Origin of the sequence: Natrinema sp. H-ect4 (genome assembly GCF_041894845.1) — an archaeon.
In the GTDB taxonomy this organism is placed as follows: domain Archaea; phylum Halobacteriota; class Halobacteria; order Halobacteriales; family Natrialbaceae; genus Natrinema.
The window spans coordinates 18,973-44,245 of the sequence record NZ_JBHDYC010000020.1 but is presented as its reverse complement, the minus strand read 5'-3'; the positions used below and the strand labels follow the sequence as shown (position 1 = coordinate 44,245).

Annotated in this window: 23 protein-coding genes; 11 read left to right on the top strand and 12 right to left on the bottom strand. The window is 64.4% G+C overall.

Annotated features, from left to right (window positions below):
- Positions 1-158: 158 nt before the first annotated feature.
- Positions 159-509, bottom strand: a complete 351-nt coding sequence (locus ACEWFR_RS20165) for a hypothetical protein (protein ID WP_374062732.1) — start codon at positions 507-509, stop codon at positions 159-161.
- A gap of 207 nt (positions 510-716) precedes the next feature.
- Here ACEWFR_RS20165 and ACEWFR_RS20160 point away from each other — a divergent pair, with 207 nt between their 5' ends.
- The 3 genes from ACEWFR_RS20160 to ACEWFR_RS20150 all read left to right on the top strand — a co-directional run bounded on the left by ACEWFR_RS20160 (position 717) and on the right by ACEWFR_RS20150 (position 5,198).
- Positions 717-1,067: a thioredoxin family protein gene (locus ACEWFR_RS20160; protein WP_374062731.1), complete on the top strand. Its 351-nt coding sequence runs from the start codon at positions 717-719 to the stop codon at positions 1,065-1,067.
- A gap of 76 nt (positions 1,068-1,143) precedes the next feature.
- A complete protein-coding gene (locus ACEWFR_RS20155) occupies positions 1,144-2,664 on the top strand; it encodes a ribonuclease H-like domain-containing protein (protein WP_374062730.1) in 1,521 nt (506 codons plus the stop codon).
- Positions 2,665-2,666: 2 nt separating this feature from the next.
- Complete coding sequence (locus tag ACEWFR_RS20150; protein ID WP_374062729.1) at positions 2,667-5,198, top strand: DEAD/DEAH box helicase; 2,532 nt, start codon at positions 2,667-2,669, stop codon at positions 5,196-5,198.
- A gap of 56 nt (positions 5,199-5,254) precedes the next feature.
- On the opposite strand, the gene ACEWFR_RS20145 is transcribed toward ACEWFR_RS20150, so the two are convergent.
- The 4 genes from ACEWFR_RS20145 to ACEWFR_RS20130 all read right to left on the bottom strand — a co-directional run bounded on the left by ACEWFR_RS20145 (position 5,255) and on the right by ACEWFR_RS20130 (position 8,104).
- Positions 5,255-5,632: a hypothetical protein gene (locus ACEWFR_RS20145; protein ID WP_374062728.1), complete on the bottom strand. Its 378-nt coding sequence runs from the start codon at positions 5,630-5,632 to the stop codon at positions 5,255-5,257.
- A 158-nt stretch (positions 5,633-5,790) separates the two neighbouring features.
- Complete coding sequence (locus ACEWFR_RS20140) at positions 5,791-6,219, bottom strand: hypothetical protein (protein ID WP_374062727.1); 429 nt, start codon at positions 6,217-6,219, stop codon at positions 5,791-5,793.
- A gap of 255 nt (positions 6,220-6,474) precedes the next feature.
- A complete protein-coding gene (locus tag ACEWFR_RS20135; protein ID WP_098725960.1) occupies positions 6,475-6,699 on the bottom strand; it encodes a hypothetical protein in 225 nt (74 codons plus the stop codon).
- A gap of 451 nt (positions 6,700-7,150) precedes the next feature.
- Entirely contained in the window at positions 7,151-8,104 is a 954-nt protein-coding gene (locus tag ACEWFR_RS20130; protein ID WP_374062726.1) for a PGF-CTERM sorting domain-containing protein, read from the bottom strand.
- Between the two features lie 399 nt (positions 8,105-8,503).
- On the opposite strand from ACEWFR_RS20130, the gene ACEWFR_RS20125 reads away from it, so the two are divergent.
- Positions 8,504-9,901: an APC family permease gene (locus ACEWFR_RS20125; RefSeq protein ID WP_374062725.1), complete on the top strand. Its 1,398-nt coding sequence runs from the start codon at positions 8,504-8,506 to the stop codon at positions 9,899-9,901.
- Positions 9,902-9,913: 12 nt separating this feature from the next.
- Here the strand turns inward: ACEWFR_RS20125 and ACEWFR_RS20120 are convergent, their stop codons facing one another.
- The gene (locus ACEWFR_RS20120) at positions 9,914-10,405 is read right to left on the bottom strand and encodes an Lrp/AsnC family transcriptional regulator (RefSeq protein WP_374062724.1); all 492 of its coding nucleotides are present in this window, start codon (positions 10,403-10,405) and stop codon (positions 9,914-9,916) included.
- Between the two features lie 210 nt (positions 10,406-10,615).
- Here ACEWFR_RS20120 and ACEWFR_RS20115 point away from each other — a divergent pair, with 210 nt between their 5' ends.
- Positions 10,616-11,950, top strand: coding sequence for an aspartate aminotransferase family protein (locus ACEWFR_RS20115; protein ID WP_374062723.1), 1,335 nt, complete (start codon positions 10,616-10,618; stop codon positions 11,948-11,950).
- Positions 11,951-12,138: 188 nt separating this feature from the next.
- On the opposite strand, the gene ACEWFR_RS20110 is transcribed toward ACEWFR_RS20115, so the two are convergent.
- Complete coding sequence (locus ACEWFR_RS20110; RefSeq protein ID WP_374062722.1) at positions 12,139-12,333, bottom strand: hypothetical protein; 195 nt, start codon at positions 12,331-12,333, stop codon at positions 12,139-12,141.
- Positions 12,334-12,696: 363 nt separating this feature from the next.
- Here ACEWFR_RS20110 and ACEWFR_RS20105 point away from each other — a divergent pair, with 363 nt between their 5' ends.
- Entirely contained in the window at positions 12,697-14,283 is a 1,587-nt protein-coding gene (locus tag ACEWFR_RS20105; protein ID WP_374062721.1) for an AMP-binding protein, read from the top strand.
- A gap of 30 nt (positions 14,284-14,313) precedes the next feature.
- Here ACEWFR_RS20105 and ACEWFR_RS20100 read toward each other — a convergent pair whose 3' ends face one another.
- The 5 genes from ACEWFR_RS20100 to ACEWFR_RS20080 are packed head-to-tail and all read right to left on the bottom strand — an operon-like array spanning position 14,314 to position 19,831.
- Complete coding sequence (locus ACEWFR_RS20100) at positions 14,314-15,699, bottom strand: aspartate aminotransferase family protein (protein WP_374062720.1); 1,386 nt, start codon at positions 15,697-15,699, stop codon at positions 14,314-14,316.
- 27 nt (positions 15,700-15,726) lie between these two features.
- Entirely contained in the window at positions 15,727-16,677 is a 951-nt protein-coding gene (locus tag ACEWFR_RS20095; RefSeq protein WP_374062719.1) for a CoA-transferase subunit beta, read from the bottom strand.
- Complete coding sequence (locus tag ACEWFR_RS20090; protein ID WP_374062718.1) at positions 16,670-17,653, bottom strand: CoA transferase subunit A; 984 nt, start codon at positions 17,651-17,653, stop codon at positions 16,670-16,672. Before ACEWFR_RS20090 ends, ACEWFR_RS20095 begins: the two co-directional genes overlap by 8 nt.
- Positions 17,650-18,531 carry a creatininase family protein gene (locus ACEWFR_RS20085; protein ID WP_374062717.1) on the bottom strand — a complete coding sequence of 294 codons (882 nt, stop codon included), beginning with the start codon at positions 18,529-18,531 and terminating at the stop codon, positions 17,650-17,652. Before ACEWFR_RS20085 ends, ACEWFR_RS20090 begins: the two co-directional genes overlap by 4 nt.
- A complete protein-coding gene (locus tag ACEWFR_RS20080; protein ID WP_374062716.1) occupies positions 18,521-19,831 on the bottom strand; it encodes an ArgE/DapE family deacylase in 1,311 nt (436 codons plus the stop codon). The genes ACEWFR_RS20085 and ACEWFR_RS20080 overlap by 11 nt, the downstream gene beginning before the upstream one ends.
- 199 nt (positions 19,832-20,030) lie before the next feature.
- On the opposite strand from ACEWFR_RS20080, the gene ACEWFR_RS20075 reads away from it, so the two are divergent.
- The 5 genes from ACEWFR_RS20075 to ACEWFR_RS20055 are packed head-to-tail and all read left to right on the top strand — an operon-like array spanning position 20,031 to position 25,270.
- Positions 20,031-21,164 carry a PotD/PotF family extracellular solute-binding protein gene (locus ACEWFR_RS20075; RefSeq protein WP_374062715.1) on the top strand — a complete coding sequence of 378 codons (1,134 nt, stop codon included), beginning with the start codon at positions 20,031-20,033 and terminating at the stop codon, positions 21,162-21,164.
- A gap of 37 nt (positions 21,165-21,201) precedes the next feature.
- Positions 21,202-22,314 (top strand): ABC transporter ATP-binding protein, encoded by a 1,113-nt coding sequence (locus tag ACEWFR_RS20070; protein ID WP_374062714.1) that lies wholly within the window; start codon positions 21,202-21,204, stop codon positions 22,312-22,314.
- On the top strand, positions 22,311-23,510 hold the full coding sequence (locus ACEWFR_RS20065; protein ID WP_374062713.1) for a M24 family metallopeptidase: 1,200 nt from the start codon (positions 22,311-22,313) through the stop codon (positions 23,508-23,510). Before ACEWFR_RS20070 ends, ACEWFR_RS20065 begins: the two co-directional genes overlap by 4 nt.
- A 9-nt stretch (positions 23,511-23,519) precedes the next feature.
- Positions 23,520-24,452, top strand: coding sequence for an ABC transporter permease (locus tag ACEWFR_RS20060; protein ID WP_374062712.1), 933 nt, complete (start codon positions 23,520-23,522; stop codon positions 24,450-24,452).
- On the top strand, positions 24,449-25,270 hold the full coding sequence (locus ACEWFR_RS20055) for an ABC transporter permease (protein ID WP_374062710.1): 822 nt from the start codon (positions 24,449-24,451) through the stop codon (positions 25,268-25,270). The genes ACEWFR_RS20060 and ACEWFR_RS20055 overlap by 4 nt, the downstream gene beginning before the upstream one ends.
- The last annotated feature ends 3 nt before the right edge of the window (positions 25,271-25,273 follow it).

Genomic DNA, 25,273 nt, shown 5'->3' with positions numbered 1-25,273 from the left:
ATCGGCTGAAAAAATACCGGCAGAAATGAATAATCGTGTAGTGGTCGCTCGAGGCGTCGGTTCGTCGGACGTTCATCGATCCCTCGAGTCGCGTTCCAGGTCTCGTCTCGAGTCACGCCTCGATCGTGTCGAACTCGTCGATCTCGAGGATCGAGTCGCTACGCCGAAGCGGCCTGCACACTGGGGACGTGCCCGACTCCGGTCAGTATCGTCAGGCTCGAGAGGCCAATCTCGATGGTTGCCCGCCAGACGGTCGCCGAGGTGCGGATCGCTCGCTGCCACGCCGCGGTCGGGACGATCGGCGCTCGTTCGCGTGCCGACTCGGTCGGTCGCGGCCGCTTCGTCAGTGTCGTCTCGCAGTTCGGACAGACGTACGCGACGTGCCGGCCGTTCGATTCCAACACCCAGTCGCCGTCGACCGGGCTCGAGTGGTCGCACTCCCAGCAGAACAGCGTCGCTTTCCGCTGCGTCGGGGCGCCGTCACCGCGGGTGGATGCTGGCTGGGTCATCGGGCGTGGGTACAGGCCCCAGGTATAAAGTCACATTTCGTACTCGATTCACACAATACGATCGGCCGGTGAATCTCCGCTGTGACACCGTCAACCGATCCGAGAAATGCGGTGTGTCCACGAGAGTCAGGGCGGCGGTACGACCCGACCGTCGACTCGCCGCGCCCCGGCGTCACGGATTTCCGCGCCGGTCACGTATCCGTCGTCATGGTCGCGACCAGTAAACCGAGCCGACTCGAGACCGGCGACGAACTCGACGACTTCGTAGACGCCCACGACGTGGCGCTCGTGGAGTTCTACACCAGCGGCTGTGCGATGTGCCAGGCTATGGAACCTGTCCTGGGAAACGTCGCTCGGGCCACGGACGTCGCGATCGGGATGGTCAACCCCGGCGACGACATCGAACTCGTCGACCGGTTCGATATTCGGTCGGTGCCGACGCTGATCCTCTTCGAAAATGGAGAGGAAACCGCGCGGCTGGCGGAAGGATTCCAAGGCGGCGACGCCGTCACCGAGTTCCTGGCCGAGCACGTTCCGACCGCCGTCGGTGCCGACTGACAGAATCAGGTTCGTCACTGCAGCGCACTGCTCGAGTCCGCGAACGCTTATCATCGCTCGCTCGTATTCCCCTTCTATGTCCGACGAGGACGGTGCCGACCTGCTGGCGCTGCGCTGTGACGCCGTCGCCGATCTGGACGACACGGCGTTGCGAGACGCGCTCGAGTACTTCGATCCGGACCTCGTCTACGTCGTTCGCGAATCGTCGGACGTCCGCGTCGTCAGCCGCCTCCGTCGCGCGTTCGACGGGCCGGTCGTCTCCGCCGGCGGCCCCGCCGACGTTCGGACGGAGACGGTCGCCGGTATCACGTTCGTCTTCGCGGGGTCGGCGTCGCTGCTCGAGGACCACTCTGAAGACGACGAGACGCAGACCGCGGAGTACGTCGTCTGTGACGACATCGAGCCGACGGCCGACGCCGTCATGCTGGAGGCGAGTCTCGCCGGCCGCGAACCGCTCGCCCGCTACCAGTCGCGAGCGAGCGGGACGGTGACCGTGCTGACCGGCGCGCTCGAGGCGAGTTACGATCACGTCTGGGAGCCGACCGTCGACAGAGAAGGAGTCAGGATACCGGTTCGGGGGGTCGCCCCGTTGCGCCGCTCCGGTGCGGCCGAACTCGCCTGTCTCACCTGCGACCGGCGCGGTTCGGTGGCCGTCTCGTCGGCCCCGGCCGACCGGTTCGGGCTGCGAGCGCTTGCCAACGTCGGGCCGACGACCGCACAGCGCCTCCGAACGAATGGGTACGAGACGCGCGCGGCCGTCGCCGAGACCACCGAGGCGGACCTCCGCTCGATCGAGGGGATCGGCGCGTCGACGGCTCGAGCGATCCGCCACAACGCGCGTGCGCTCGCGGAGTCACGTGTCGTCCGCCGCACCGACGAGCCGGTCCCGCCGGCGGCCGAGACCGCGACGCCGCTGTTCGTCGACATCGAAACCGACGGGCTACAGCCGACGATCATCTGGTTGATCGGGGTCTACGATCCCCAACGCGACGCGTACGTGGACTTCGTCGACACCGATCCGTCCCGCGACGAGCCGGGCGCGACGACCCGCAAGTTCGTCTCGTGGCTGGCCGCCGAGTACGACGCGCCGTCGCTCGTCGCGTGGAACGGCCACGCGTTCGACTACAAACACCTCGAGCGGTTCATCGCCCGCGACGTGCCCGAGTTCCGCGACTACTGGCGGGAAGACGTTTTCACGTACGACCTCTACGACTGGGCTGTGCGGTGCGAGCACGCCGTACTGCCGGGTCGAACAAACCGACTCGAGGACGTGGCCGAAGCGCTGGGCTGTGACCGGGCGGGAGCCGCGGCGGCCCTCGACGGGAAGAGCCTCGCGGAGCGGATTCGACGGCTGCTCGAAAGCGAACGGCCCTCGGGTGCCGGCCCCGAGGACCGCGCGGCCGCGACGGCGGCCTCGACTGGAACCGCTATCGACTGGGCGGCCGCCCGAGAGTACTGCGAGGCGGACGTCCGGGAACTGGCCGCGGTCGCCGAGGCGATCGCGGCGGCCCCGCTCGAGACGGGCGAAGCGCAGACAGAAACGGGACGTGGACGATCGGCCGACGACTCGACGCAGACCGGCCTCGCCGACTTTTAACTATGCCAACCGACGACATAGACGATCTGACCGACGGGCAGGACAGTACCGGAGCGGACGGCCTCGCGCTGACCGGCGCGGAGCTACGGGACACCTTTCCGTCGCGTCGCTACCACGGACAGCTTCACGAACGGTTCACGCTGCCGGCCGAGCCGGCCAGTCACGTCCCGGCCCGCGAGGTGTTGCCCGCAGACCTCGCGGCGACGCTCGAGGTCGACCCATGGAGCCACCAAGCCGCGGCGCTCGAGGCGCTGTCCGACGGCGAGAACGTCTGCGTCGCGACCTCGACATCCTCCGGGAAGACCTACGTCTACGGATTGCACGTCGCGCGACGTTTTCGGGAGAATCCAGACGTGCGCGCGCTGCTCGTCTATCCGACGAAGGCGCTCAGCCGCGATCAGGAACGGGAACTCAACGATCTCTTCGATTCGCTCGGGCTGGACGTCACCGTCGGCGTCTACGACGGCGACACGAAACGCGAGGAGAAGGCCCGGATCCGCGAGGAGGCGAACGTCGTCATCACGAATTTTGCCGGACTGAATCAGTACCTCGAGGGACACCACCGCTGGGCCGCGTTCCACGCGGAGTGCGAACTGATCGTGATCGACGAAGCGCACTCGTGGACGGGAATCAGCGGGATGCACGCCGCCTGGATCCTCCGGCGGACCCGGCGGCTGATCGACTGGTACGGCGGCGACCCGCAGTACGTGCTGACGACCGCGACGATCGGCAACCCGGCCGAACACGCCCGCGCGCTGACCGGGGAGCCGGCGACGGTGATCGACGAGGACGGCTCGCCCAGCGGTCGCCGCCACCTCGCGTTCTGGGACCCGCCGACGGACGGCGGTGGGGGCGAGTACGAAGACGGGAGCGGTGATAGTGATACTGAGTGGTCGCCGAGCAAACGCCCCGCCACCGTCGAGGCCGCGGAAGTCTGGGCGCACTGCTGCTATCACGGCGTTCCCTCGCTGCTGTTCTGCGATTCGCGCAAGCAGACGGAACTGGCCGTCGGACGCGCACGCGAGTACCTCGAGAACCCCACCCTGCCCTACCGGAACAGCGCCGACCTCGCGGCGTACAACGCGGGCCACGGGAAGCGATCACGGCGCAGTACGGAAAACCGGCTCAAAGATGGGGAGCTCGACGGCGTCGCGACGACCAGCGCGCTCGAGGTCGGCATCGACGTCGGCGGGATCGACGGCACGATCCTCATGGGGTATCCGGGATCCCGGCAGTCGTTCTGGCAGCGCCTCGGCCGCTCGGGGCGCGACGAGCGCGAGGCGCTCTCCGTGTTCGTCCCCAGTCACGCGACGCTGGACCAGTACATCCTGCGCCATCCGGCGTACCTCCTCGAGGAGGAGCCCGAGAGCGCGATCGTCGACCTCGCGAACAACCCAGTCTACCTCCAGCATCTGCGCTGTGCCGCTCAGGAACTCCCGCTGCGCCGCGAGGACGCAGACCGGTTCGGCGGGATCGATCGACTGAAACGAGCCGTCGAGTACGGCCGACGGACGGGGGATTTCGAGGGATCGCTCGCGGGCGGCGTTACGTACGCCCACCGCGACCGACCGCAAAGCGAGATCAATCTGTACGCCTCCGGCGGGAACGCCTTCGAGGTCCGGCTGGCCGGCGAGGAGACCATCGGCCACCAGCCCATCGGCAAAGCGCGCGCGTATCGGGACTACCACGAGGGCGCGACGGTGCTGTATCGGGGCGACCAGTACGAGGTCGTCGAACTGCAGGAGGATCGACCCCAGCCATCCGTCACGCTCGAGCCGGTCGACGTGGACTATTACACCCAGTCCCAGCGCCGGACGACGATCTACGACACCGAGGTCCGCGAGTCCCGTGACGTCGGGCCCTTCCGGCTCAACTGGGGGTACGGCACCGTCACGGTCCACCACGATACCTACACGAAACGGGAGATCGGGACCGGCGACGTTCTCGCGGTGGGGCTCGAGACCGGCGTCCCACCGCTCGAGATGCGAACACAACTGTGCTGGGCCGAAGTGCCCGACGACGTCGAACGGGCGGTGACGGCGGCTCACAGCGACTATCACAACGACGAGTGCGAGGAGCTGCCGCCGCGACTCCACGGCTACCTCGGCGGCATCCACGCCATCGAGCACGCGATGATCGCCGTCGCGCCACTCGAGTTGACCGTAGACGCTGCGGATCTCGGGGGGCTCGCGACCAATCGTCTCCCCGATGGGACCGACGCGAGCGGCTGGTTCATCTACGACGGGGTCGAGGGCGGCCTGGGCTTTTCCCGGCGCATCTACGAGGAGTACGAGGCGGTCGCCCGCCGGGCGCGAGACCTGATGACTGACTGCCCGTGCGGGCGCGACGAGGGCTGTCCCGCCTGTCTCATGGACGATCGCTGTGGCAACGACAACCGGCCGCTGTACGCGCCCGCGGCGACGGACGTGATCGACGCGCTGCTCGGCGAGGTCGATCCGGCCGCGTTGCGCTCGAGCGCAAACGCCGACCCCGACGACAGCACCGAACGTCGGCCACCAGCATCAGTTTCGTAGCCGTGACGAGCGGCGGAAAATGCGATCGAGAACGGATTCGATACAGGCGCGTCGATCTATTTGTCGGCCTCGAGTTCGCTCGGGTCGAGCGTCCCCTCGAGATACCGTTCGCCCAGCTCTGAGACCTCGTAGACGCCCGGCATGTGCTTCGTCAGGAGCCCATACTTGGTCATCTCGCGGCACCGATAGGCCGCATATCTGGCCGGGGCGATCCCCTCGTCGTCGATCTGGTCCGGTTCGAAGGCGTCCTCGGACCGGAGGAACTCGAGGATCGGTTTATCCGCGGGTTCCATCCACTCGGCGTCCGTTTCCGCTTCCGTTTCCGTTTCGCTCTCGGACGCGTCGGCACTGGTTTCGGAGTCGTCGGTACCAGTCTCGGGGCCGTCGGCAGCGTCCGATGACTCCGCCGAATCGTCCGTCGTCGAATCGTCCATGAATTGCAAGACTCCCTCCGCGGAGGAATGTGTTTCCCAATCGCTCGAGGCCCGTCACGCGATCGGCGGCTTCGTTACCGGGACGGAACACCCGTGAACGACTCGGCCCCCGTCGAGTGAGAGGGGCGAACGTTGGCGGCCGGGCTCGCCGCTGGTCGTTACTCCTCCGGGACGGCGTAATCGACGTGTACGTTCGGAATCGTGGCCGGTTCGTGCCCCGTGATTCCGCGATCGACGAACGTGACGTCCGTCAGGTCGCCGGTGAATCGGAACGTCACCGTTCCGCTCTCGATCGTCCCTTCGACGGTAGTGCCCGAGAGGACGGTCACGTTCGCTTCCTGTTCCTCGTCGGCCAGCTCGATCGCGCCGTCGACGGTGAGTTCGACACTCGAGGGCGTCCCCTGCCCGATGATCGTCAGCACGTTCGGCCGGTCACCGTTTGCGTCGGTCGCGTTCGACGTCGATCTCGTCGCTGCGATGGTCGCTGTCGCCGGCGTCTCGGTCTGGATCGGTGTACTGCCACGGTCCGTCAGTTCCACGGCAACACGGCTGTCGTCACGATTTCCAGGTGCGTTTTCGGGTTCCATATGGTGGACAGAGTCGAGTATGACAGTATAAACCTTCTCACTGAACTAACGGTAAGAACTGGCGAAATATAACCACACATGCCGGATCTCGGCGGAATTTTGCGCGTTCGTATCGGGGTTTTATATCGTCTCTCTGATCGATGATTCCTCGGCGACAGCCGGCGTGAGACGCGAGGCCGATTCGAGACACTCGAGGAGGTCGAGTGACGGCTTCTCTCGCCCGTTCGATCCCACTCGAGTCGGAGGAATCCGTGGTCAGTCGTCCTCGAGGAGTCCGAGGTCGGTCGCGGCCAGATTCGCGATCTGATCGGCGATGTCGGGATCGACTGCGGCGACATCGTCGCCGTCGTGGAGCTGCTCGTTGTGTCGGTCGATGGCGTCGGCGAGCTCCGACAGGGGGACGCGGGAGGTCGTTTCGCAGTCAGGACAGACGACCGGGACGCGCGGGGCGTCTTCGTCCGACTCGCTTGTGTTCGTCATTTGTCGTGTATCTCGCGCCGATCGTCAAAGCCCCATTGGTTCGCTTCCCGTCCGACGCAGTCGTGTATCGACTCATTCCGTCGGTGACAGCTCGTCGATAGGAGCGGTTCCCTGTCATGGTATACCAACACAAATACCGCGACTGAGCCGGTCTATCGGTTCGTTTTCGTCGCTTCCCGGTGTCGTTGGCCAGCAGTATTATACTAATTGCGGCGAACAATCTGATAGACGGGGGGTACGACAGTCTGTCAGCGGATCATTCCGCTCGGTTTGATCACCCCGTCACGACGTGCGAGGAACTCCATGGTTCCCGGCTACACCCGTAGCCGTTCCCTGTCTTTCTTTGAGCCATCCTTTCTGTCATTGAGAGGGAGGGCTGTCCGCAGTCTCTCTTCGCGGTGAACGTGTCGGGAGCCAACCCAATTGATTCGGATGTGTTGCCGATACACCCTCACCCTCGATGTCGAGCGAGGGCGGCGACCGACAGCGCGACGACGGCGGCGAGCGCGCCGAATCCGGGCATCTCGTCGCCTCCTCCGTCCCCGTCGGACTGCGTGTTGGCTCCCTGTTGGGAGTTATTCGAGTCGTTTTTCGGCGGATCGGTGCTGTTCGACCCGCCGGGCTCGAGCCGTTCGTCGGCCGGTGCGTCGAGTTGCAGGACGACGACGACCTGTCCGTGTGAGGCATCGGTTTCGTAGGTCCAGCCGCCGCCGGCGTCCGCGTACGGTTCCGCGGCCGCGACCGGATCGATGTCCGCGTCCCAGCCGTCCCCTTCGGGGACCTGCTGGATGTAGCCGGCCACGTCGATCCTGTCGGCGTGTTCGCCGGTGATCTGCGCTTCGCCGTATTCGACGGTCGCGTCCTCCGGGAGGCCGTGCATTTCGATGCAGTGAGAGTCCATGTAGCCGTCGCCCTGCGCGACGTCCGGGCTAGTTCCGAACTGATCGGCGTCGAGCGGCCGCTCGTAGTTGTCCGTCATGGGGAAGTCGACGGTCATCGGATCGGCGTCGGAATGCCAGCTCGTCACGTCGTTCGTCGGAATCGTCACGGACGTGTTCGGTACCGACTCGCCGACCACCGGGTCACCGTTTTCGTTGACCAGCGTAACGCAGACCTTCCCGGAGCCGTCTCCGAGATACGGACTGCGGTACTCGTCGCGCGGGTTCTCGTAACTGACCCAGCTTCCGTCGGTCGCCGCCGCCTCGAAGTAGGGATCGCCCGGCTCCGGCGCGGGCTCGACGTACGCTTCCTCCGAGACGTTCCCGTTCGAATCCTGGGTGGCGGCGCCCGCGGCCGCTGCACCTGTTGCGACGAGACTGGCAATCACGACCAGTCCGAGGCCGAGAGCGAGAAGTCCGCGTCGCCCGCCCGGGATCGAGCCTCGAGACCCCCATAGTCCGGACATGCTTATACCCCGTCACCGAGTTTGATTGCCGAGTTATCGATCCTGTGACTGTCCCGCAGCGACGATTGTCGTTTGTCAGTATTGGTCATCGAACTGGGGTACCGGGTTCCCCGTTCTATATATGAGCAGCGTACTCCCGAGGTAGCTGGTCGCTACCTCTAGTAGGCGGTCGTTTGGACCCCTGTACCGTGCATAAAGCACCTGCTACTGGGCGGTTGTGAATTCGGTCGTTCGGAGCGATTCTCGCTCGGCGTCATCGCAGTTACGCAGCTGTGTCGTTCCGAATCAGCGACCACGACGGAGGTTGGACATGGTTCAGCAAAATTAGGATAAAATGTACACTGTCCTGAAGATTGGGACTTGGTTAAATTTAACATCCACTATCTAGCAGCATGTGGTATGGGAGAAGATACCAGAAAATTTGAACGGGTCCTGACGAAGAAGGACCTCTTCGTGCTCGCGTTCGGTGCAATGATCGGCTGGGGATGGATCATCCAGACGGGGTTCTGGATCGACGAAGCCGGCGTGGCCGGCTCGGTTCTCGGGTTCGTCGTCGGGGCGATCATGGTCTGTATCGTCGGCCTGATTTACGGCGAACTCGCCTCCGCGTTGCCGTTCGTCGGCGGAGAGCACGTGTACAGCCTTCGAGCGCTCGGCCCGGTCGGATCGTTCGTGTGTACGTGGTCGCTCGTTCTCGGGTACGTCGGCGTCGTCGTGTTCGAAGTTATCGCACTGCCCTCCGCGCTGGCGTATATCGTTCCAGGATTTAACGTCCTCGAGCTCTGGTCGGTGGCCGGAGAACCGGTGTACGCGTCCTGGATCCTGGTCGGTGGTATCGGTGCGATCGTGATGACGGCGCTTAACTATCGCGGCGTGAAACCCGCGGCGCAGTTCCAGACGATACTGACGCTCGTTATCGCGCTGGCCGGAATTATGCTCGCCGTCGGTGCCGTTCTGAACGGCCAGTCGCAGCCGAATCCGCCGCTGTCCGATGTCGGTGCAACGGGAGTAGCCACGGTCGCGATCATGACGCCGTTCATGTTCGTCGGGTTCGACGTCATTCCGCAATCCGCCGAGGAAGCGGACGTGCCTCCCCGTCTCATCGGCCTTCTCATCCCGGCCTCCGTCACGCTGGCCGCCCTGTTTTACATCGGCGTCATCTGGGCGTCCGGACAGGCGATGCCCGGCTCCGCACTCGTCGAGAGCCCGCTGCCCGCCGCCGCAGCGATGGAAACGATCTTCGACAGCCAATTTATCGGCCGCATTATGGCCCTGGCAGGAATTGCGGGCGTCCTTACGAGCTGGAACTCGTTCTTGCTCGGTGCCAGTCGCGCGGTCTTCGCACTCGCGGATTCCGGGATGATTCCGAAGCAAATCAGCACGGTTCACCCCGAATACAACACGCCGTCGACGGCCGTCGTCCTCATCGGCGGGCTCTCTGTCTTCGCTCCGCTGTTCGGCGAGCAGATGCTGGTCTGGATCGTCAACGCGAGCGGGCTCGGACTCGTCGTCGCGTGGTTCTTCGTAGTCATTTCTTTCTTCGTGCTTCGGCGCAACGAACCTGACCTGGATCGACCGCTCAAACTTCCGTTCGGCTACGCGTTCGGCGCCGCCGCACTCGTCTTGACACTCGGCTTCATCGGTCTCTACTTGCCCGGCGGCCCGTCGGCGCTCCTGTGGCCCTACGAGTGGCTGATCGTTCTCTTCTGGGCGCTCCTGGGCGTCGTCCTGTACAGCGTCTCGTCGACCGACTCGGAGGTCGACGTGGCGGACCTGGAGACGGAGAAACTCGAGTAGCCCCTCGAGCGATCAGTCGGAGTCCGTTGTGGCCGCTACCAACGTCTCTAACTCGAAGTCGTTCAGTGGATGGGGCTCGTCTTTGACGGTTTCGACGACGAACTGCGAACTCGTTCGGACGATCTCATCGATCATCTCGTAGTCGCTGATGAGCCGCTGAACCATCTTGCGATCCGAGAGGTGTGCGATAACGACGAAGTCCGTGTCCCCCATCGTGAAGTACACCTGATTGACCCCCTCGACGGCGGCGAGTTTCTTCCCGACTTCGTCGTGATACTGCTCCTCGTATTCCGCGATGACTTCCGAGATAACCGTAATCTCGAGGCCCAGTTTCTCGAGATCGACATCGAACAGGTCGTCTGTGACGATCCCGTCTTCTTTGAGCTTCGTCAGTCGATAGTGGACGGTCGACTTCGGAATATCGGTGTACTCGGAGATTTCGTCCGGACTGCCGGTCCCCAGATCTGCAACGGCCTGCAGAATGCGGATATTTCGCTCGTCCATATCTCGCCGAAGGGAACCCGCCAATAAACAACATTCGAATACGAAGCCTGTACTCGGCCCAAAGTTGGATTCAGTTCGACAGTTCGTCGATCGCGAGGATCCATGCGACTCGATCAACCTATCATCGCTCCCCATTTGAATAACTCGGCCCAGGCTGCCATCTATCCGAAGAAGTATAGTTTAATAGGACATGGTATAGATATAGCAACTATGTCCGAACAACAATCAGAATCCCCGGACGGAGCACAGTCGAATTCGGCCGTCGTGTCGGCGTACGACGAGCATCTGATGCCGATCTGGAAATCGCTCGATGTGCCGGTGAAACGGGCCGCGGGGTGTACGCTCGAGGACTTCGAGGGCAACGAGTACCTCGACGTTTTCTCCGGAATCTCGGTGACGAACGTCGGCCACGGCAACGACGCCGTCGTCGACGCTGCAACGGAGCAACTCGAGGAGTTCGTCCACGGCTGCTCGTACGTCCACCCGAACGAGCCGGTCGCCGACCTCGCCGAGCGGATCGCCGATGTGACGCCGGGCGACCTCCAGAAGAGTTTCTTCTGTAACTCCGGGACGGAAGCCGTCGAGGGGGCCGTCAAACTCGCGCGGAAATACACCGGCTCGAAGGAGGTCATCGCCCTCGAGATGGGCTTTCACGGCCGCACTCTCGGTAGTCTGGCGCTGACGGGGAACAAGGCCTACAAGCAGGGGATGGCCCCGACGCTCAACGACGTCGCCCACACCGCGCCGCCGTACGGCTACCGCTGTCCGCGCTGTGACGGCGACCAGTGCGACGCCAGTTGCGCCGAGGAACTCGAGCGGATCATCGGCTCGCACACCAGCGGTGATCTCGCGGCGGTCGTCGTCGAGCCCGTCATGGGGGAGGCCGGCATCGTCGTTCCACCGGCGGGGTGGCTCGAGCGAGTCCAGGAGATCGCCCACGACCACGGCGCGCTACTCATCGCCGACGAGGTCCAGACCGGCTACGGTCGAACCGGAGAGCTGTTCGCGAGTAGCCACTTCGACGTCGAGCCCGACATCCTGACGCAGGCGAAGGGGATCGCGAACGGACTGCCCCTCGGTGCGTTCACCGCCTCCGCAGAAATCGCGGACGCCTTCGAGTCCGGCGACCACCTCTCGACGTTCGGCGGCAACCCCGTCGCCTGCGCCGCCGCGCTGGCGACGATCGACGAACTGCAGGACGGCATCGTCGACAACGCTCGCGAGCAGGGACAGTGGCTCGAGTCCGAGCTCGCGGCCCTCGAGGACGAGTACGACGTCGTCGGGCAGGCGCGAGGCCTCGGACTGATGCGCGGTATCGAGCTCGTCGAACCGGGAACGACAGGGCCACAGAACGTCGCCCCGCGACCGGATAGCGATCTCGCATCGGCCGTAAGCGAGCACCTCCGCGAGGAGTCGAACGTCGTGATCGGCGTCGGCGGCTACTACAAGAACGTCATGCGATTCCAGCCGCCGCTTTCGATCTCGCGCGAGCAACTCGAGTACGCCGTCGACGAGCTTCGGACGGCGCTCGAGACGACCGCCTGATACGGTCTGCTGTAAGTCCTTTCCGGCGCGACCGCGGCCCGGCCTGCGGTCGCGCCGGTAAATAGTTACAGTAAACCGTATGAGGAGATGGTTGCTTCGGGAGGTGGGCGTCCGAGAAGTCGGCTGCGACCGTCTCGAAAGCACCGTTGGTGACCGCCGTTTCCTGCCGGTTTGTACCGTTGCGGTCCTTATTCGTCGCTCTCCTCGAGCGAGAGATCCGAGAGCGAATCGTCGACAGCGGTGAAATCCGTTCCGCCACACCGACACCCGTCTCTGCGTCCGATCGGGCGAATCTTGTCGTCGGACAGCTCGAGTGCCGCATAGAGCGACCCGCACTGCTCGCACGCGGCGATCGTTCGTCGATTGTCGTCGCGTTCGTCCATATCGTCACTGTCACGTCGTGATACGGATCACAAGTATCCGCCGTGAGGACTCGAGCGACATCGTCGTCGTCACTTCGATCGAAACAACACCGCTCGGGAACTCGAGTGGCTGTTCGGCACGCACACCAGCGGACACCGTGGTACTACTGATCTCACGGAACCGGCTCACAGACACCGTGGTACTATTGACCTCACGGAACCGGCTCACAGACACCGTGGTACTACTGACCTCACGGAACCGGCTCACGGACACTATCGATGGACTCCGTGTGGCCCTCGAGAAACTCGAAGAAGTCGCGAAAATACGGCCACGACCGCTAGTTTGAGTAGGTGTGGCGGAATACACCTTGACAGAGACCAATTGTGATCTCAGGTACTCGGACGAACGGACAAACACTACCATCACTTCTCACCGCAGCGTTCTCCCGGCGTCCCGAACGGATCGCACTGCGGGATGAAACCGGATCGCTCACGTACGGCGAACTGGATCGGCGCTCGAACGCGCTCGCTAACGCCTTGCTCGAGTTCGGACTCGAACCCGAAGGGCGCGTGGCGACGATACTCCCCAACCGGCTCGAGGCACCGATCGTCGACATCGCGACGTACAAGGCGGGTGCGACGCGGCTCCCGATCAATCCAGAGCTCTCTACGACGGCGATCGAGTACATCCTCTCGGACGCCGAACCGGCCGTCGTCGTCTGTGACGCGGCTCGTCTCGACGACGTTGCGGACCTCGTCGACGGCCTTCCGACGCGGCCGGAGTGTGTCGCCGTCGAATCGGCGGAGCCGCCGGCAGGCTGGCGTTCCGCGGCGCGGCTCGAGGACGGAGCGGCCGCGGATAGCCCGTCCGTGTCGGTCGAACCGGACGCGATCGCCGGCCACTTCTACACCGGTGGGACGACGGGCGACCCGAAAGGCGTCTGCTACACGCAATCGTGTCTCACGACGAACCTGCTCGCACACCACGCCGATCTCGGTTTCTCGAGTACCGACACCGGACTCGTCGCGACGCCGATCTCGCACTCCGCGGGAACGTTCTTGCTCTCGGCGTTGCTCGCGGGCGGGACGGTCGTTCTCCACCGTGGGTTCGATGAGACCGACTTCTGTACGGCCGTCGAGACCCACGGCGTGACGTGGACCTTTCTCGTCCCGACGATGCTCTACAGGCTGCTGGACGGCCCCCTCGCGGTCCACGACGTGTCCTCGCTCGAGAACGTGATCTACGGGGCTGCACCGATCCGTCCCGACCGGTTGCAGGAAGCGCTCGACCGACTCGGACCGATCCTGACCCAGTTTTACGGACAGACCGAGGTCCCCAACCTCATCACCACGCTCGACCGTCGCGATCACGCCCGCGTGCTCGAGGACGGCGACGACCGACTGTTGCGGTCCGCCGGGCAGCCCTGTCTGCTCTCGGAGGTGAAGGTCGTCGATCCCGACACCGGCGAGGAACGCGGGCCCGACGAGCCGGGTGAACTGCTCGTGCGGGCACCGTACACCTTCGACGGCTACTTCGGACTGCCGGAGGCGACCGACGAGACGCTCGTCGACGGCTGGGTTCGGACCGGTGACGTCGGCCGGATCGACGACGAAGGCTACCTCTATCTGCTCGACCGACGCAACGACGTCGTCGTCACCGGCGGGATGAACGTCTACACCAGCGAGGTCGAGCGCGCGCTCGGCGAGCACCAGGCCGTCGGCGACGTTGCCGTCATCGGCGTCCCAGACGAAGAGTGGGGTGAAGCCGTCCACGCGGTCGTCGTCCCGGCCGAGGGACAGGAGATCGATGTCGATGACCTCCTCGGGTTCGCCGGCGAGCGGCTGGCGGGCTACAAGCGGCCCAAGTCAGTCGACGTATTCGACGCCCTTCCAACGACGCCGTACGGAAAAATCGACAGAGAAGCGTTGCGCGATCGATACTGGAGCGACGAGGATCGACGGATCAACTGATAGCGGACCGGTCCGGTTCCGGGGCTGCGGTCACCGTCCGAGCGCCGATTCCACGTCCGCGAAGGTCGCGTGCATCCGGTCGACGACCTCGTCGGCGAGTTCGTCGTCGATCGTCAGCGGCGGCGTGATCAGCACGTGATCGCCGTACTGTCCGTCGACGTGGCCGCCACCGGGGTAGGTGACGATCCCGTTGTCCAATCCCGACTCGAAGAGGAGCGACTGGAACTCCGTGCCGGTCTCCGCGAGCGGTTCCTTCGTCTCGCGATCGCCGACGAACTCCACGCCGATCATCAGTCCCTTGCCGCGGACGTCGCCGACGAAGTCGTACTCGTCGAACTCCTCGCACCGTTCCTGGAGGTGCGCGCCGACCTCGCGGGCGTTGGCCACGAGGTCGTGATCGTCCATGTACTCGAGGACGGCCGTGCCGATCGCGGCCGATGCCGGGTTGAAACAGAAGGTGTGGCCGTGCTGGAACCCGTCCTCGATAGTTTCGAAGACCTCCGCGACGCGACGGTGTGGCATCGTGCCGCCGATGGGCGAGTAGCCGCCGCTCATTCCCTTCGCACCGGTGATGATGTCGGGCGTGACGTCCCAGTGTTCGATCGCGAAGTTCTCGCCGGTCCGTCCGAACCCGGCCATGACCTCGTCGACGATGAACAACACGTCGTACTCGTCGCAGATCTCGCGGATCCGCTCGAAGTAGCCGTCGTGTGGATACGCGCCGGCGTTGGCGGCACCGGTGACCGGCTCCGTGATGAACGCCGAGACCGTCTCCGGTCCCTCGTCCTGGATGAGTCGCTCGAGGTCGTTTGCACATTCAACGCCGCAGGCGTGCCCGCCGTCCCCGTCACAGCGCTCACAGCGGTACGGCGTCGCGCTCGGCGCTTTCGGGAAGTTCGCGAACAGCGGCTCCATCTTCGTCTTCCGGGCCGGAAATCCCGATACTGCCATCGCGCCGGCGGTGTTGCCGTGGTAGCTGCGACGGCGCGAAATTACCTTGTACTTGCCCTCGTTCCCCCGCTCGTAGTGGTACTGGCGGGCCATCTTGATCGCGCTCTCGTTGGCTTCTGAGCCGCTCGAGACGAGCCACGTCTTCTCGAACCCGTCGGGCGTGAACTCGGCGATCTTCTCGGTGTACTCCATCGCGGGTTCGTTCGCGAACAGCATGCTCGAGGCGTACTCGAGGCGCTCGAGCTGTTCTTTCGCGGCCGCTGCGACTTCCTCACGGCCGTGGCCGATGTTGACGTTCTGGTTTCCGGAGACGGCGTCGAGGTACCGGTTCCCGTCCGCGTCCCAGACCCACGGCCCGTCGCCGCGGACGATGGTGACGTACTCGTCGGCGAACGCGCGGGGGAACATTCCCCCGAGGTCGGTGCCCGCTCTCGTCTGTCGTTGGGGTGTGTCGTGTGTCGTCATTAGCTGTGTCGCAGTCGTCTGTCTCGTTCAGTCGTCGGTCTCGTTCTGAACCGTTTCCAGTTGCTCCCAGTGGTCGAGGACGGTGTTGCTCCACTCCTCGAAGCCCACTTCGTAGACGTAGTCGGTCCCTCGAAGGACGACGTCCGCGGGGTCGATGGCGCGTAACATCGCGACCTCGCCCCGCGTCGGCTCCGGCGTCGTCCGGACGTCGTCTGCGACGCGGAGGTCCCACTGGACTTCGTCGCGAACGTCGTCGACGCTGACACCGGGATGTGTCGTCTCGAGGAGCATCTCGCCGTCGTCGTCGAAACCGAACACCGCCATGTCGGTGACGACGGCGGCCGGACCGCCGCCGACGAAACCGAGTTCCTCGCGTCGGCCAGAGTGATCGAGGTGACCCGGCGCGGTCACGTAGTCGACTTCGGTCGTGAACGCGCGGCGCTGCTGGCGCATCATGACGACGGTCCGGCCACAGGAGGTCATGATATCGTTGCTCCCGCCGGAGCCGGGCAGGCGAACTTTCGGCCGGTCGTACGTCGCGTCACCGATAACTGCCGTCGAGTTCGTGTTCCCGCGGCTGTCGATCTGTCCCGCGCCGATGATGCCGACATCGAACGCACCGCGCTGGTTGTCGATGAAGATCTCACACTGATCGGTCGCGACGAGCGCGTCGACCCCGAGGATGGTGTCGGAGATCGACTGGACCACGCCCGGAGGGACGGAGCCGATGTAGCCCGACTCGGTCACGAGCTGACAGTCCGGCGCATGGGTGTGCTTGGCGAGAATACCGGACATCAGCGACATGCCGACGCCGATAAACGCGGTCTCCCCGTCATCGATCTCGCGCGCGGCGGCGACGGCGAGGAGTTCGGTCGTCGTGTAGTCGTCTGCCGTCTCGTCCGGCCGATCGACGCGAACCGGGTTCACCGATTCCGTGGATGGCTCGGCGGCCTCGCCCGCCGTCGAGCGCTCACTCATCGGCACCCTCCGCGGAGCCGGCACCGTTGATCGTTCGTTCCATGTGCTCGAGCGTTTCCAGTCGGTCGGCGCCGACCTTCTCGAGGTACTCGTCGTGGGGGCGGATCCACTCCTCGAGCCACTCGAGAAACTCCTCGCGGTCCTGCGACCGGAGTCCGTACTCCCGGTAGAACGGGAGGTCGGCGTAGTACTGCCCGTAACAGTGCCACGGATGAGAGCCGAAAGGAACCTCGGCGACCGCGTCGACCGTGTAGAACGGGATGCGGGTAAGTTCGGGCTGTCGTCGGATCTCATCGGTCGAGACGAGTTCTTCACAGGTGACGATGGTGTGTTCGGCGGCCCGAGCCTTGAGGTGATCGTTGACGACGTTGCCCAGTATCTGTGCGTTCCCCATCGGATCGCACCGCTGGACGTGGATGATCGCGACGTCGGGTCGCGCCGGGGGGACGAGTACGAGCGGGTCCCCCGACCCGAGTGGATCCTCGATCACCTCGAGATCGTCGTTGTACTCTGGAATGTCCGTCTCGAGCATCGACCGCGTCGGCACGAACGGAAGGTCCATCGCCCCCGCGAGAAACATCAGCGAGGAGCCGAAGTTCGAGACGTCGCGCATCTCGAGGTGGTGGGGGACGCCGTTCTCGACGGCGTTTCGGATGTTGTGTCCCTGCGAGATGAGGCTCGTCCCCACCCAGGAGCCGACGTACTCGTCGACGCAGCCCGCACCGACCATGATATCGAGCAAGGTCGTCCGGGCGTCGTCGAGGACGGTCAGTCCCGTCGTTCCCTGGCGGACGATTTCGCGGGCGGCCGCCTCGGGATCGCGCCCACCCATTCCGCCGAAGGCGATGCTCGAACCGTCCGTAACGTACGTTTCGATTGCGGAGACGAGGTCCGTGACCTTCTCCCGGTCGGTTGTTTCGTCGCCGATTCCGGCCCGTCTATCGGGGGTCTCTCTGGCGTCTATGGCGTGGGTCATCGTGGTCTGAAAGCGTCGTATTCGCGATCGGTTACGGTCCGTGCGTGGTGGTCGTCGATCGATCGGATTGGGTACGTGGCGAACTCCTCGAGGACGGAGCCGAGTCCCTCGACCGCGGCCTCGAGAAGCAACTCACCGGTCTCGGGGGTCGCGACGGTCGCGTCGCCCAAGACGCCGGTCTCGGAGATCGTCGACCACCACCCGAGCATCGTCACGGGCGTTGAGTCTTCGGGGCGAGTCTGGCCCGCGAGATCGAGGTTGTTGAAGTGCCGGCTCTCGGGGTAGTCGACGTCTCGGGGAGCGGCGTCCATGTCGACGCGCTCGGGGTAGAGATGCATGTAAATCGATGTCTCCATCTCGCCCGCGTGGGCCGACCCCTGCGGGCCGGCCTCGCGAACCGCGCTCGCGGTCTCGCGAACCTCGTCGATCTCCCACCACGAGAGCATCGCGCAGTGGATGTCGGGATACTGCAGCATGACCTGCCGGCTGGCCAGTTCGAGGAGGTGGTGGTTCGACCCGTGGCCGTTGACGAGCAGGATCCGCTCGAACCCGTGGTGGGCGAGCGAGACGCAGACGTCGATGACGTAGTCGACGAACGTGCGCCAGTCGATCGTGATCCCGCCCGGAAAATCCATGTGGTGGGGGAGATAGCCGTGATCGATCGTCGGGAACAGCAACGCGTCGTCCCTGGCGGCGACGGCCGGTTCGCAGACCGCCTCGACGATCCGACGGTCGACGTCGAGCGGGAGGTGGGGACCGTGGTCTTCGGTCGCACCGACGGGGACGACGATTGTCGCGCCGTCCTCGGCGGCCTCGTCGATTTCGGGCGACGTGAGTTCGTCGTAGCGACGGGGTGCCGAGCCGTCGTTACGACTCATCCGGCGTCACCCTGTAGCCACACCACGACATGGCAGTCAACGCGAGCGCGAGCGTGAGTTCCTCGAGTTCCGCGACCGGGAGGTACTCGTCGGTGCCGTGGATGTTGTACGCGCCCGGTCCGAAGCAGACGGCCGGCGTCCCGGTCTCGTTGACGAAGAACCGGGAATCGATCCCGCCGGGGAACCCCTTGGCGTGACTCTCCCGGCCCAGCGCGTCTTCGGCGACGGTCTCGACGGTCCGAACGATCGGCTCGTCGGGGTCGATCTTCGCCGACCGCCCGCGCCAGCCGAACCACTCGATTTCTGGCGGGTGCTCTGCGAGCCACGGATCGCCCTCGGCGGCCCGTTCGACCGTCCGCTCGACCGTCTCGCGGAGATATTCGCGCGTCTCTTCGGGCGCGTGCGAGACCCGCGCTTCGAGGTGCGCCTCGTCGGGGACGCTCGAGACCCACTCGCCGCCGCCCAGCGTCCCGAGGTTCAGCGAGACCGTGTGCTCGTGCCACTCCTCGAACAGTTCGTCGTGGACCGTCGTCTTGCGCTCGTCGTGGAGTTCCTCGAGCGCGTGGTAAATCGGCAACAGCTTCGAGATCGCGTTCACGCCGGCGTCGGTCTCCGCCGCGTGGGCGCCTTTCCCCTCGACCGTTACCCGAAAGTAGGAGACGCCGTCGTTCGCGATCCACGAGTCGAAGCCCGTCGGTTCCGGGATCACGACCGCGTCCGCGTCGACGCCCGCGAGGACGCTTGCGAGCGTCCCGCCCGAGCCGCCGTACTCCTCCTCGATGACGGTGTTGAACGACAGGTCGCCGAGGAGTTCGATTCCCGCTCGATCGAGGGCCTCGAGCGCGTAGATCATCGCGGCGACGCCGCCTTTCATGTCCGACGCGCCTCGCCCGAGGAGTCGTCCGTCCTCGACGGTTCCGGCGAACGGGTCGAACGACCACGCGTCGCGGTCGCCCTCGGGGACGACATCGACGTGTCCGTTGAACAGCAGCGACGGACCGTCATCCGCACCCTCGCGCGTCGCGAGGAGGTTCGGCCGATCCTCGTAGGACAGATCGCGTTCGACGTACTCGTCGTGGTCCTCGATGCCAGGGACCTCGTCTGCGCGGATCTCATCGACCTCGAGATCGAGCGCCTCGAGGCGCTCTCGGACGAGTTCCTGGGCCGGTTCTTCGTGGTTCAGAACGCTTCGGATTCGAACGAGATCGCTCGCGAATCCGACGAGGTCGTCGCTGATTTCGTCGACGGCATCCTCGACGCGCTCGCTCGCGGCGGCCGCGACGCGCTCATTCGGTTCCATGTTCAGCCTCCAGCGGTGGACGTTCAGGTGAATCGTACGGTGCCATCGGACATCAATTATCCCAAATGCTGTTAAGCTTTGCGCCCTATTTCTCTTATCCTGATTTAGAATGGAGTAGTTAACCCCATCGCCATTTCCCTATATCTGGTAATCAGGTAGCAAGATTTATTATGGGGTTGTTCCATGCTAGTCCCGTACAATGAGTAAATCCTACACTGATTCGGCCTCCGACGTCGGCAGTCGTTCAGAGAGCCGAAGCCGGCGGCGAGTACTACAATCGATCGGCGGCGTCGGTGCCGCCGGTGTCGTTGGACTGGCAGGTTGTCTCGGCGGCGGCTCGAGCGATCCGTTCGTCGTTCAGGTTACCGGCGGAAACTACATCGACTCCTACGAGAGCGAGGTGTTCTCTGCGTTCGAAGAGGAACAGGACGTCGACGTCGCAGTTAACCAGATAAGCGACCAGTTCGACGGATACAACCAGATCCAGTCCGGGCAGTCGGACGCGCACGTGACGATTACCTCCGCGAACACGCTGTACATGGGCGCGACTAATGACGTCTGGGAACCGATCAACACCGATGAGCTGGATAACTACGACAGCCTCGGCGACACCTTCAAGAACCCGGTTTACGACGCCGGAGACGACGTCCACGGCATTCCAACCGTATACGGGACCATCGGGATGGCGTACAACCGCGACGAACTCGGCGAACTCGACTCCTGGGAAGCGTGCTGGGACCAGGCGAACGCCGGCAACGTCACCATGCAGGGGACCGACTTCGTGCGCGTCTTCACGACCGCCCTCTACCTCGGAATGGATCCCAACGAGATCGGGGCCGATAGCTCCTACGAGGACGGTATCGGACGGATCTGGGACTCGGTCCGCGAGCAGAAGGATCTGATCTCCAGCTACTGGTCGACGGGCGACGAGCACGTCCGAATGTATGCACAAAACGAGGCGTACGTCGGCGAAGCCTGGGGCGGCCGGATCAAGGCCGCCGTCGACGACGGTCACGACCACCTCGACTACGTCATTCCGAAGGAGGGCGCGTACGGCTGGTCCGACAACTGGGCGATGGTGTCCGGCATCGACGACGACAAGCGAAGCACCGCGATGGATTTCTTCGACTTCCTGCTCGAGGAGGACGTACTGGTCCCGCTCGCGGAGGCGCTCGGCTACCCGCCGGCGACCGGCGCGACCTCCGGCGTGATCGAAGACCTCGGCGACTACGATCCGACGGGCGGTGAGCGACTCACGTTCCTCAACCCCGGCTACCAGGAGGAGCACTCCGACGAGTGGTCCCAGGAGTGGGAGAGCATCCAATCGTCGTAGTTATCCCGCTGACTAACGACATACATACAACCACCACATGTCATTTCTCGATATTGACAACCTTCGAAAGGAGTTCGGAGAAACCGTCGCCGTCGACGGAATCTCCGTTTCCGTCGAGGAGGGGGAGTTCGTTACCGTCGTCGGCCCGAGCGGCTGTGGGAAGACGACGACGCTTCTCAACATCGCCGGTCTCCAGACGCCAACGTCCGGATCGATCCGGCTGCAGGGAACCGACCTCACGAACCTCCCGCCGTACGAACGCGACATCGGCGTCGTCTTCCAGGACTACGCGCTCTTTCCGCACAAGACCGTCGCGGAGAACATCGCCTTCGGATTGAAGATGCGCGGTGCCGACGAACGCGAGCGCGAGGCGAAAGTCTCCGAGATGCTCTCGATGATCGACCTCGAGGGCTACGAGGACGAGTATCCCCACGAGTGCAGCGGTGGGCAGCAACAGCGGGTCGCCGTCGCTCGAGCGCTCGCCTTCGATCCCGACCTCGTGTTGATGGACGAACCGCTGTCCAACCTCGATAAGAAGCTTCGGGGAGAGATGCGAACCGAACTCAAACGCATCCAGCGCGAAACCGGTATCACGACGGTCTACGTCACCCACAACCAGACGGAGGCGCTCTCGATGGGCGACCGGATCGCGGTGCTGAACGACGGCAACCTGGAACAGTACGACGAACCGAAGACGGCGTACGAACACCCGACGTCGCCGTTCGTCGCGGACTTCCTCGGCACCTCGAGCAGGATCGACGGAACTCTCCGACTCGGATCGACGCCCGACGTACAGTTCGGCGACTCGAGTATGACCGTCGAGGCCCGCGACGGGCTCGACGACGGCGACGCCGTCGCCGTCTTCGTCCGGACCGAACTCGCGTCCCTGAGTACGGAGCGCCCCGCGGTCGAGAACACCTTTCGAGGAACCATCGAGAGCGTGGATTACCAGGGGCAAGGTGCCGTCTACTTCGTGTCCGTCCCCGCGTTCGGGACGACGGTGCAGGTGAACCACCACGCGAACGCGAGTATGCTCGAGCCCGGCAACGAGGTCTGGGTGAGTATCGATCCCTCGGACGTCATTTACACGGCGTCGCAGGCGTCGGCCGAGGGCTCTGAACGTTCCGAAATCCCCGCGGAGAGTCGATGACCGACGCACGGATCCAGCACGGCGACGCGGGCCACCGGGACTACGAGCGACAGGAGTTGTTTCGAGTGCTCGAGCCCGTCGCGCGAGAGAACCTCGAGCTGGTACAGGAACGAATGGCCGACGCGGATGTCGACGCCCTGATCATCAACCGGTCCGACAACCTCCGATATCTCGTCGGCTACGGCCCCTACGACAGCTTCTCGCTCTCGGCCGAACACGGCGCGGTCGTAACGCAGTCGGGAGAGCCGACGATCGTCGCCGCTCCCCGGCTGGCCGCGGACCTCGACGACCGTCACTGGCTCGCGGACGTCGTCCCGTTCTCGACGACGAAGGGCGAGGCCGCGGAGACGTTCGCGACGGTGCTCGAAGAGCGCGGCGTCGCGGACGGCGTCGTCGCCCTCGATCCGCACATGGAGTTCCGGTTCGCCCGGAAAATCGAGGCCTCGCTCCCGGGGTGCCGACTGTGCGACGCGGGCGACTTGCTTTTTGAGGCGCGGGCCGTCAAGACGGACGCGGAGATCGCGCTCATCGACGAAGGGCTCTCGGTGGCTGAACTCGCGATCGAGGCCGGCATCGAGGCGGTCGAGGTCGGCGTCCGCGAGTGTGAGGTCTCCGGGACGATCATGGACGCGATGATCTCGGCCGGCGCAGCCGGCGCGTACGCCCTCCCAGCGATCGTCAGCTCCGGCGTCCGTTGGTCGCGCTGCCAGGAGTATCCCTCCAGAAAGCGCATCCGTCGGGGAGAGTTCGTCCAGCTCGATGAAGGCCCGATGTGGAAGGGCTACTACAGCGAACTGGCTCGAATGGCGTTCCCCGGCACGCCGTCCGACGAACAGCGATCGATGTATCAGGCGACGTTTGCGGCCCACGAGGCGGCGATCGATGCCATCGAACCCGGTGTAACCGGCCGCGAAGTGTACGACGCTGCGCGCGACATCTTCGTCGAGTTCGGCTACGAGGAGTGGCTGACCGACGGCAACATCGGCCACGGCATCGGCGTCGTTGCCCACGAACCGCCGTACGTCGGTCCGACCGCGGACGTCACGCTCGAGGAGAACATGATCGTCATGATCGAGCCGGGCCTGTTCCGGCCAGACGTCGCCGGCGTTCGCTTCGAAGACATGGTACTCGTAACCGATCGCGGCCGCGAGGTACTCTCGCGAACCCCCCATCCTGATCATGAGAAGTTCCTCTGAGGTGACCCAATGAGCAGCGAAACCACATCGACGACGGCAGAGACACCCGATCGAATCGAATCGATCCGACAGCGACTGATGGAGAGCGAGCGGTTCGGCTACCTGCTCTCCCCGGGATCAGGACTGCTGTGGGTGCTGTTGTTCCTGTTCCTGCCGTTGACGGTCATCGTCACGTTCAGTTTCTTCCGGGCCGGCGAGTTCGGGACTATCATTTACGAACCGACGCTCGAGAACTACCGGCGCTTCGTCAACGGAACCGTCTATCAGCGCGTGATCGGTCGATCGCTGCTGATCGGCGTCGTGACGACGCTGATCGTGTTACCGTTCGGGTACACGCTCGGATACTTCCTGGGTCGGTCCAAAAGTCGCTGGACGCCGATCCTGTTGGGACTCGTCGTCGTCCAGTTCTGGGTCCCGCTCGTGATCCGTACCTACGCGTGGATCCCGATCCTGGGCCGACAGGGGATCGTCAACGACTTCCTGCTGTGGCTCGGCGTCGTTAGCCAACCGGTCGAGATACTCTATACGACCCACGGGATGATTCTCGGCCTGTCGGTGAGCATCCTGCCGTTCATGGTACTGCCAGTGTACTCGATCGTCAGCACGATCGACGAGGAAATCATCCAGGCAGCGAAGACCCTGGGTGCGAGCGATGCTCGGGCGTTCCGGGAGGTGACGTTTCCCCTCTCCTGGCCCGGCATCGTCTCGGGCATCCTGTTCACGTTCATCCTCTCGGCGGGATCGTATCTGGCACCCCAGCTTCTCGGCGGGACCGGCGACCGACTGATCGCACCCGTCATCGAGACCGTGTTCAGCCAGGACTTCAACTGGCCGTTCGCGGCGACGCTGTCGCTCGTCTACGTGGCGCTGATCGTGGGTATACTCTACCTGTTCAGTAGAAAAGCGGATATCGAGGAAGCACTCGAGGGAACCCAGCTATGAGCATTCGCGAGTACGTCTCCGACGTTGAAACGAACTGGAACTGGCATGGGATCAAACTCGTCTCGGCGCTGGTCTACCTCAGCATGATCCTCCCGCTCGTCGTCGTCGTCGTCAACTCCTTCAGCTCGCAACGGATCGCGACCTTCCCGCCGGAGGGGCTGACGCTGGAGTGGTACGTCGAGTTCTTCAGAGACGAGATGTTCCTCAGCGCCGTCTGGGTGAGCACGCAGGTCGGAATCGCCGCCGCGATACTGGCGGGCGCGATCGGCACGCTCACCGCCATGGGATTCGTCCGGAAGCCGTTTCCCATGAAAAAGGCGCTCTCGATCGCGCTCCTGACCCCGATGATCGTCCCGCCCGTGATCGTCGGCGTCGCGGCGACGAGCTTCTTCACCGAGATCGGACTGGATCGGAGCATCTGGTGGCTGATCGTCATGCACACGCTGCTCGCGTTGCCCTACGCGTTCCTGATCGTCCGCAGTCGCCTCTATCTCTTCGACGAAACGCTCGAGGACGCGGCGATGACCCTCGGCGCGGATCGGCTGGTGACGTTCCGAGAGATCACGCTTCCACAGATCGCGCCCGCGATCATCACGGCGATGGTGCTCTCGTTCGTCATCTCCTTTGGCGAGTTCACCGCCTCGCAGTTCTGGGTGCAGCGGGAAACGACCACGGTACCGGTCGTCATCTACTCGATGGTGCGAACGACGATCACGCCGAAGGTGAACGTGCTCGCGACGCTCGTGCTCGTGATCACGATGGTCGTCCCAGTCGTCGGCCTCGCGATCCAGCGCTGGCTGACCAGTGACACCAGCTGACCC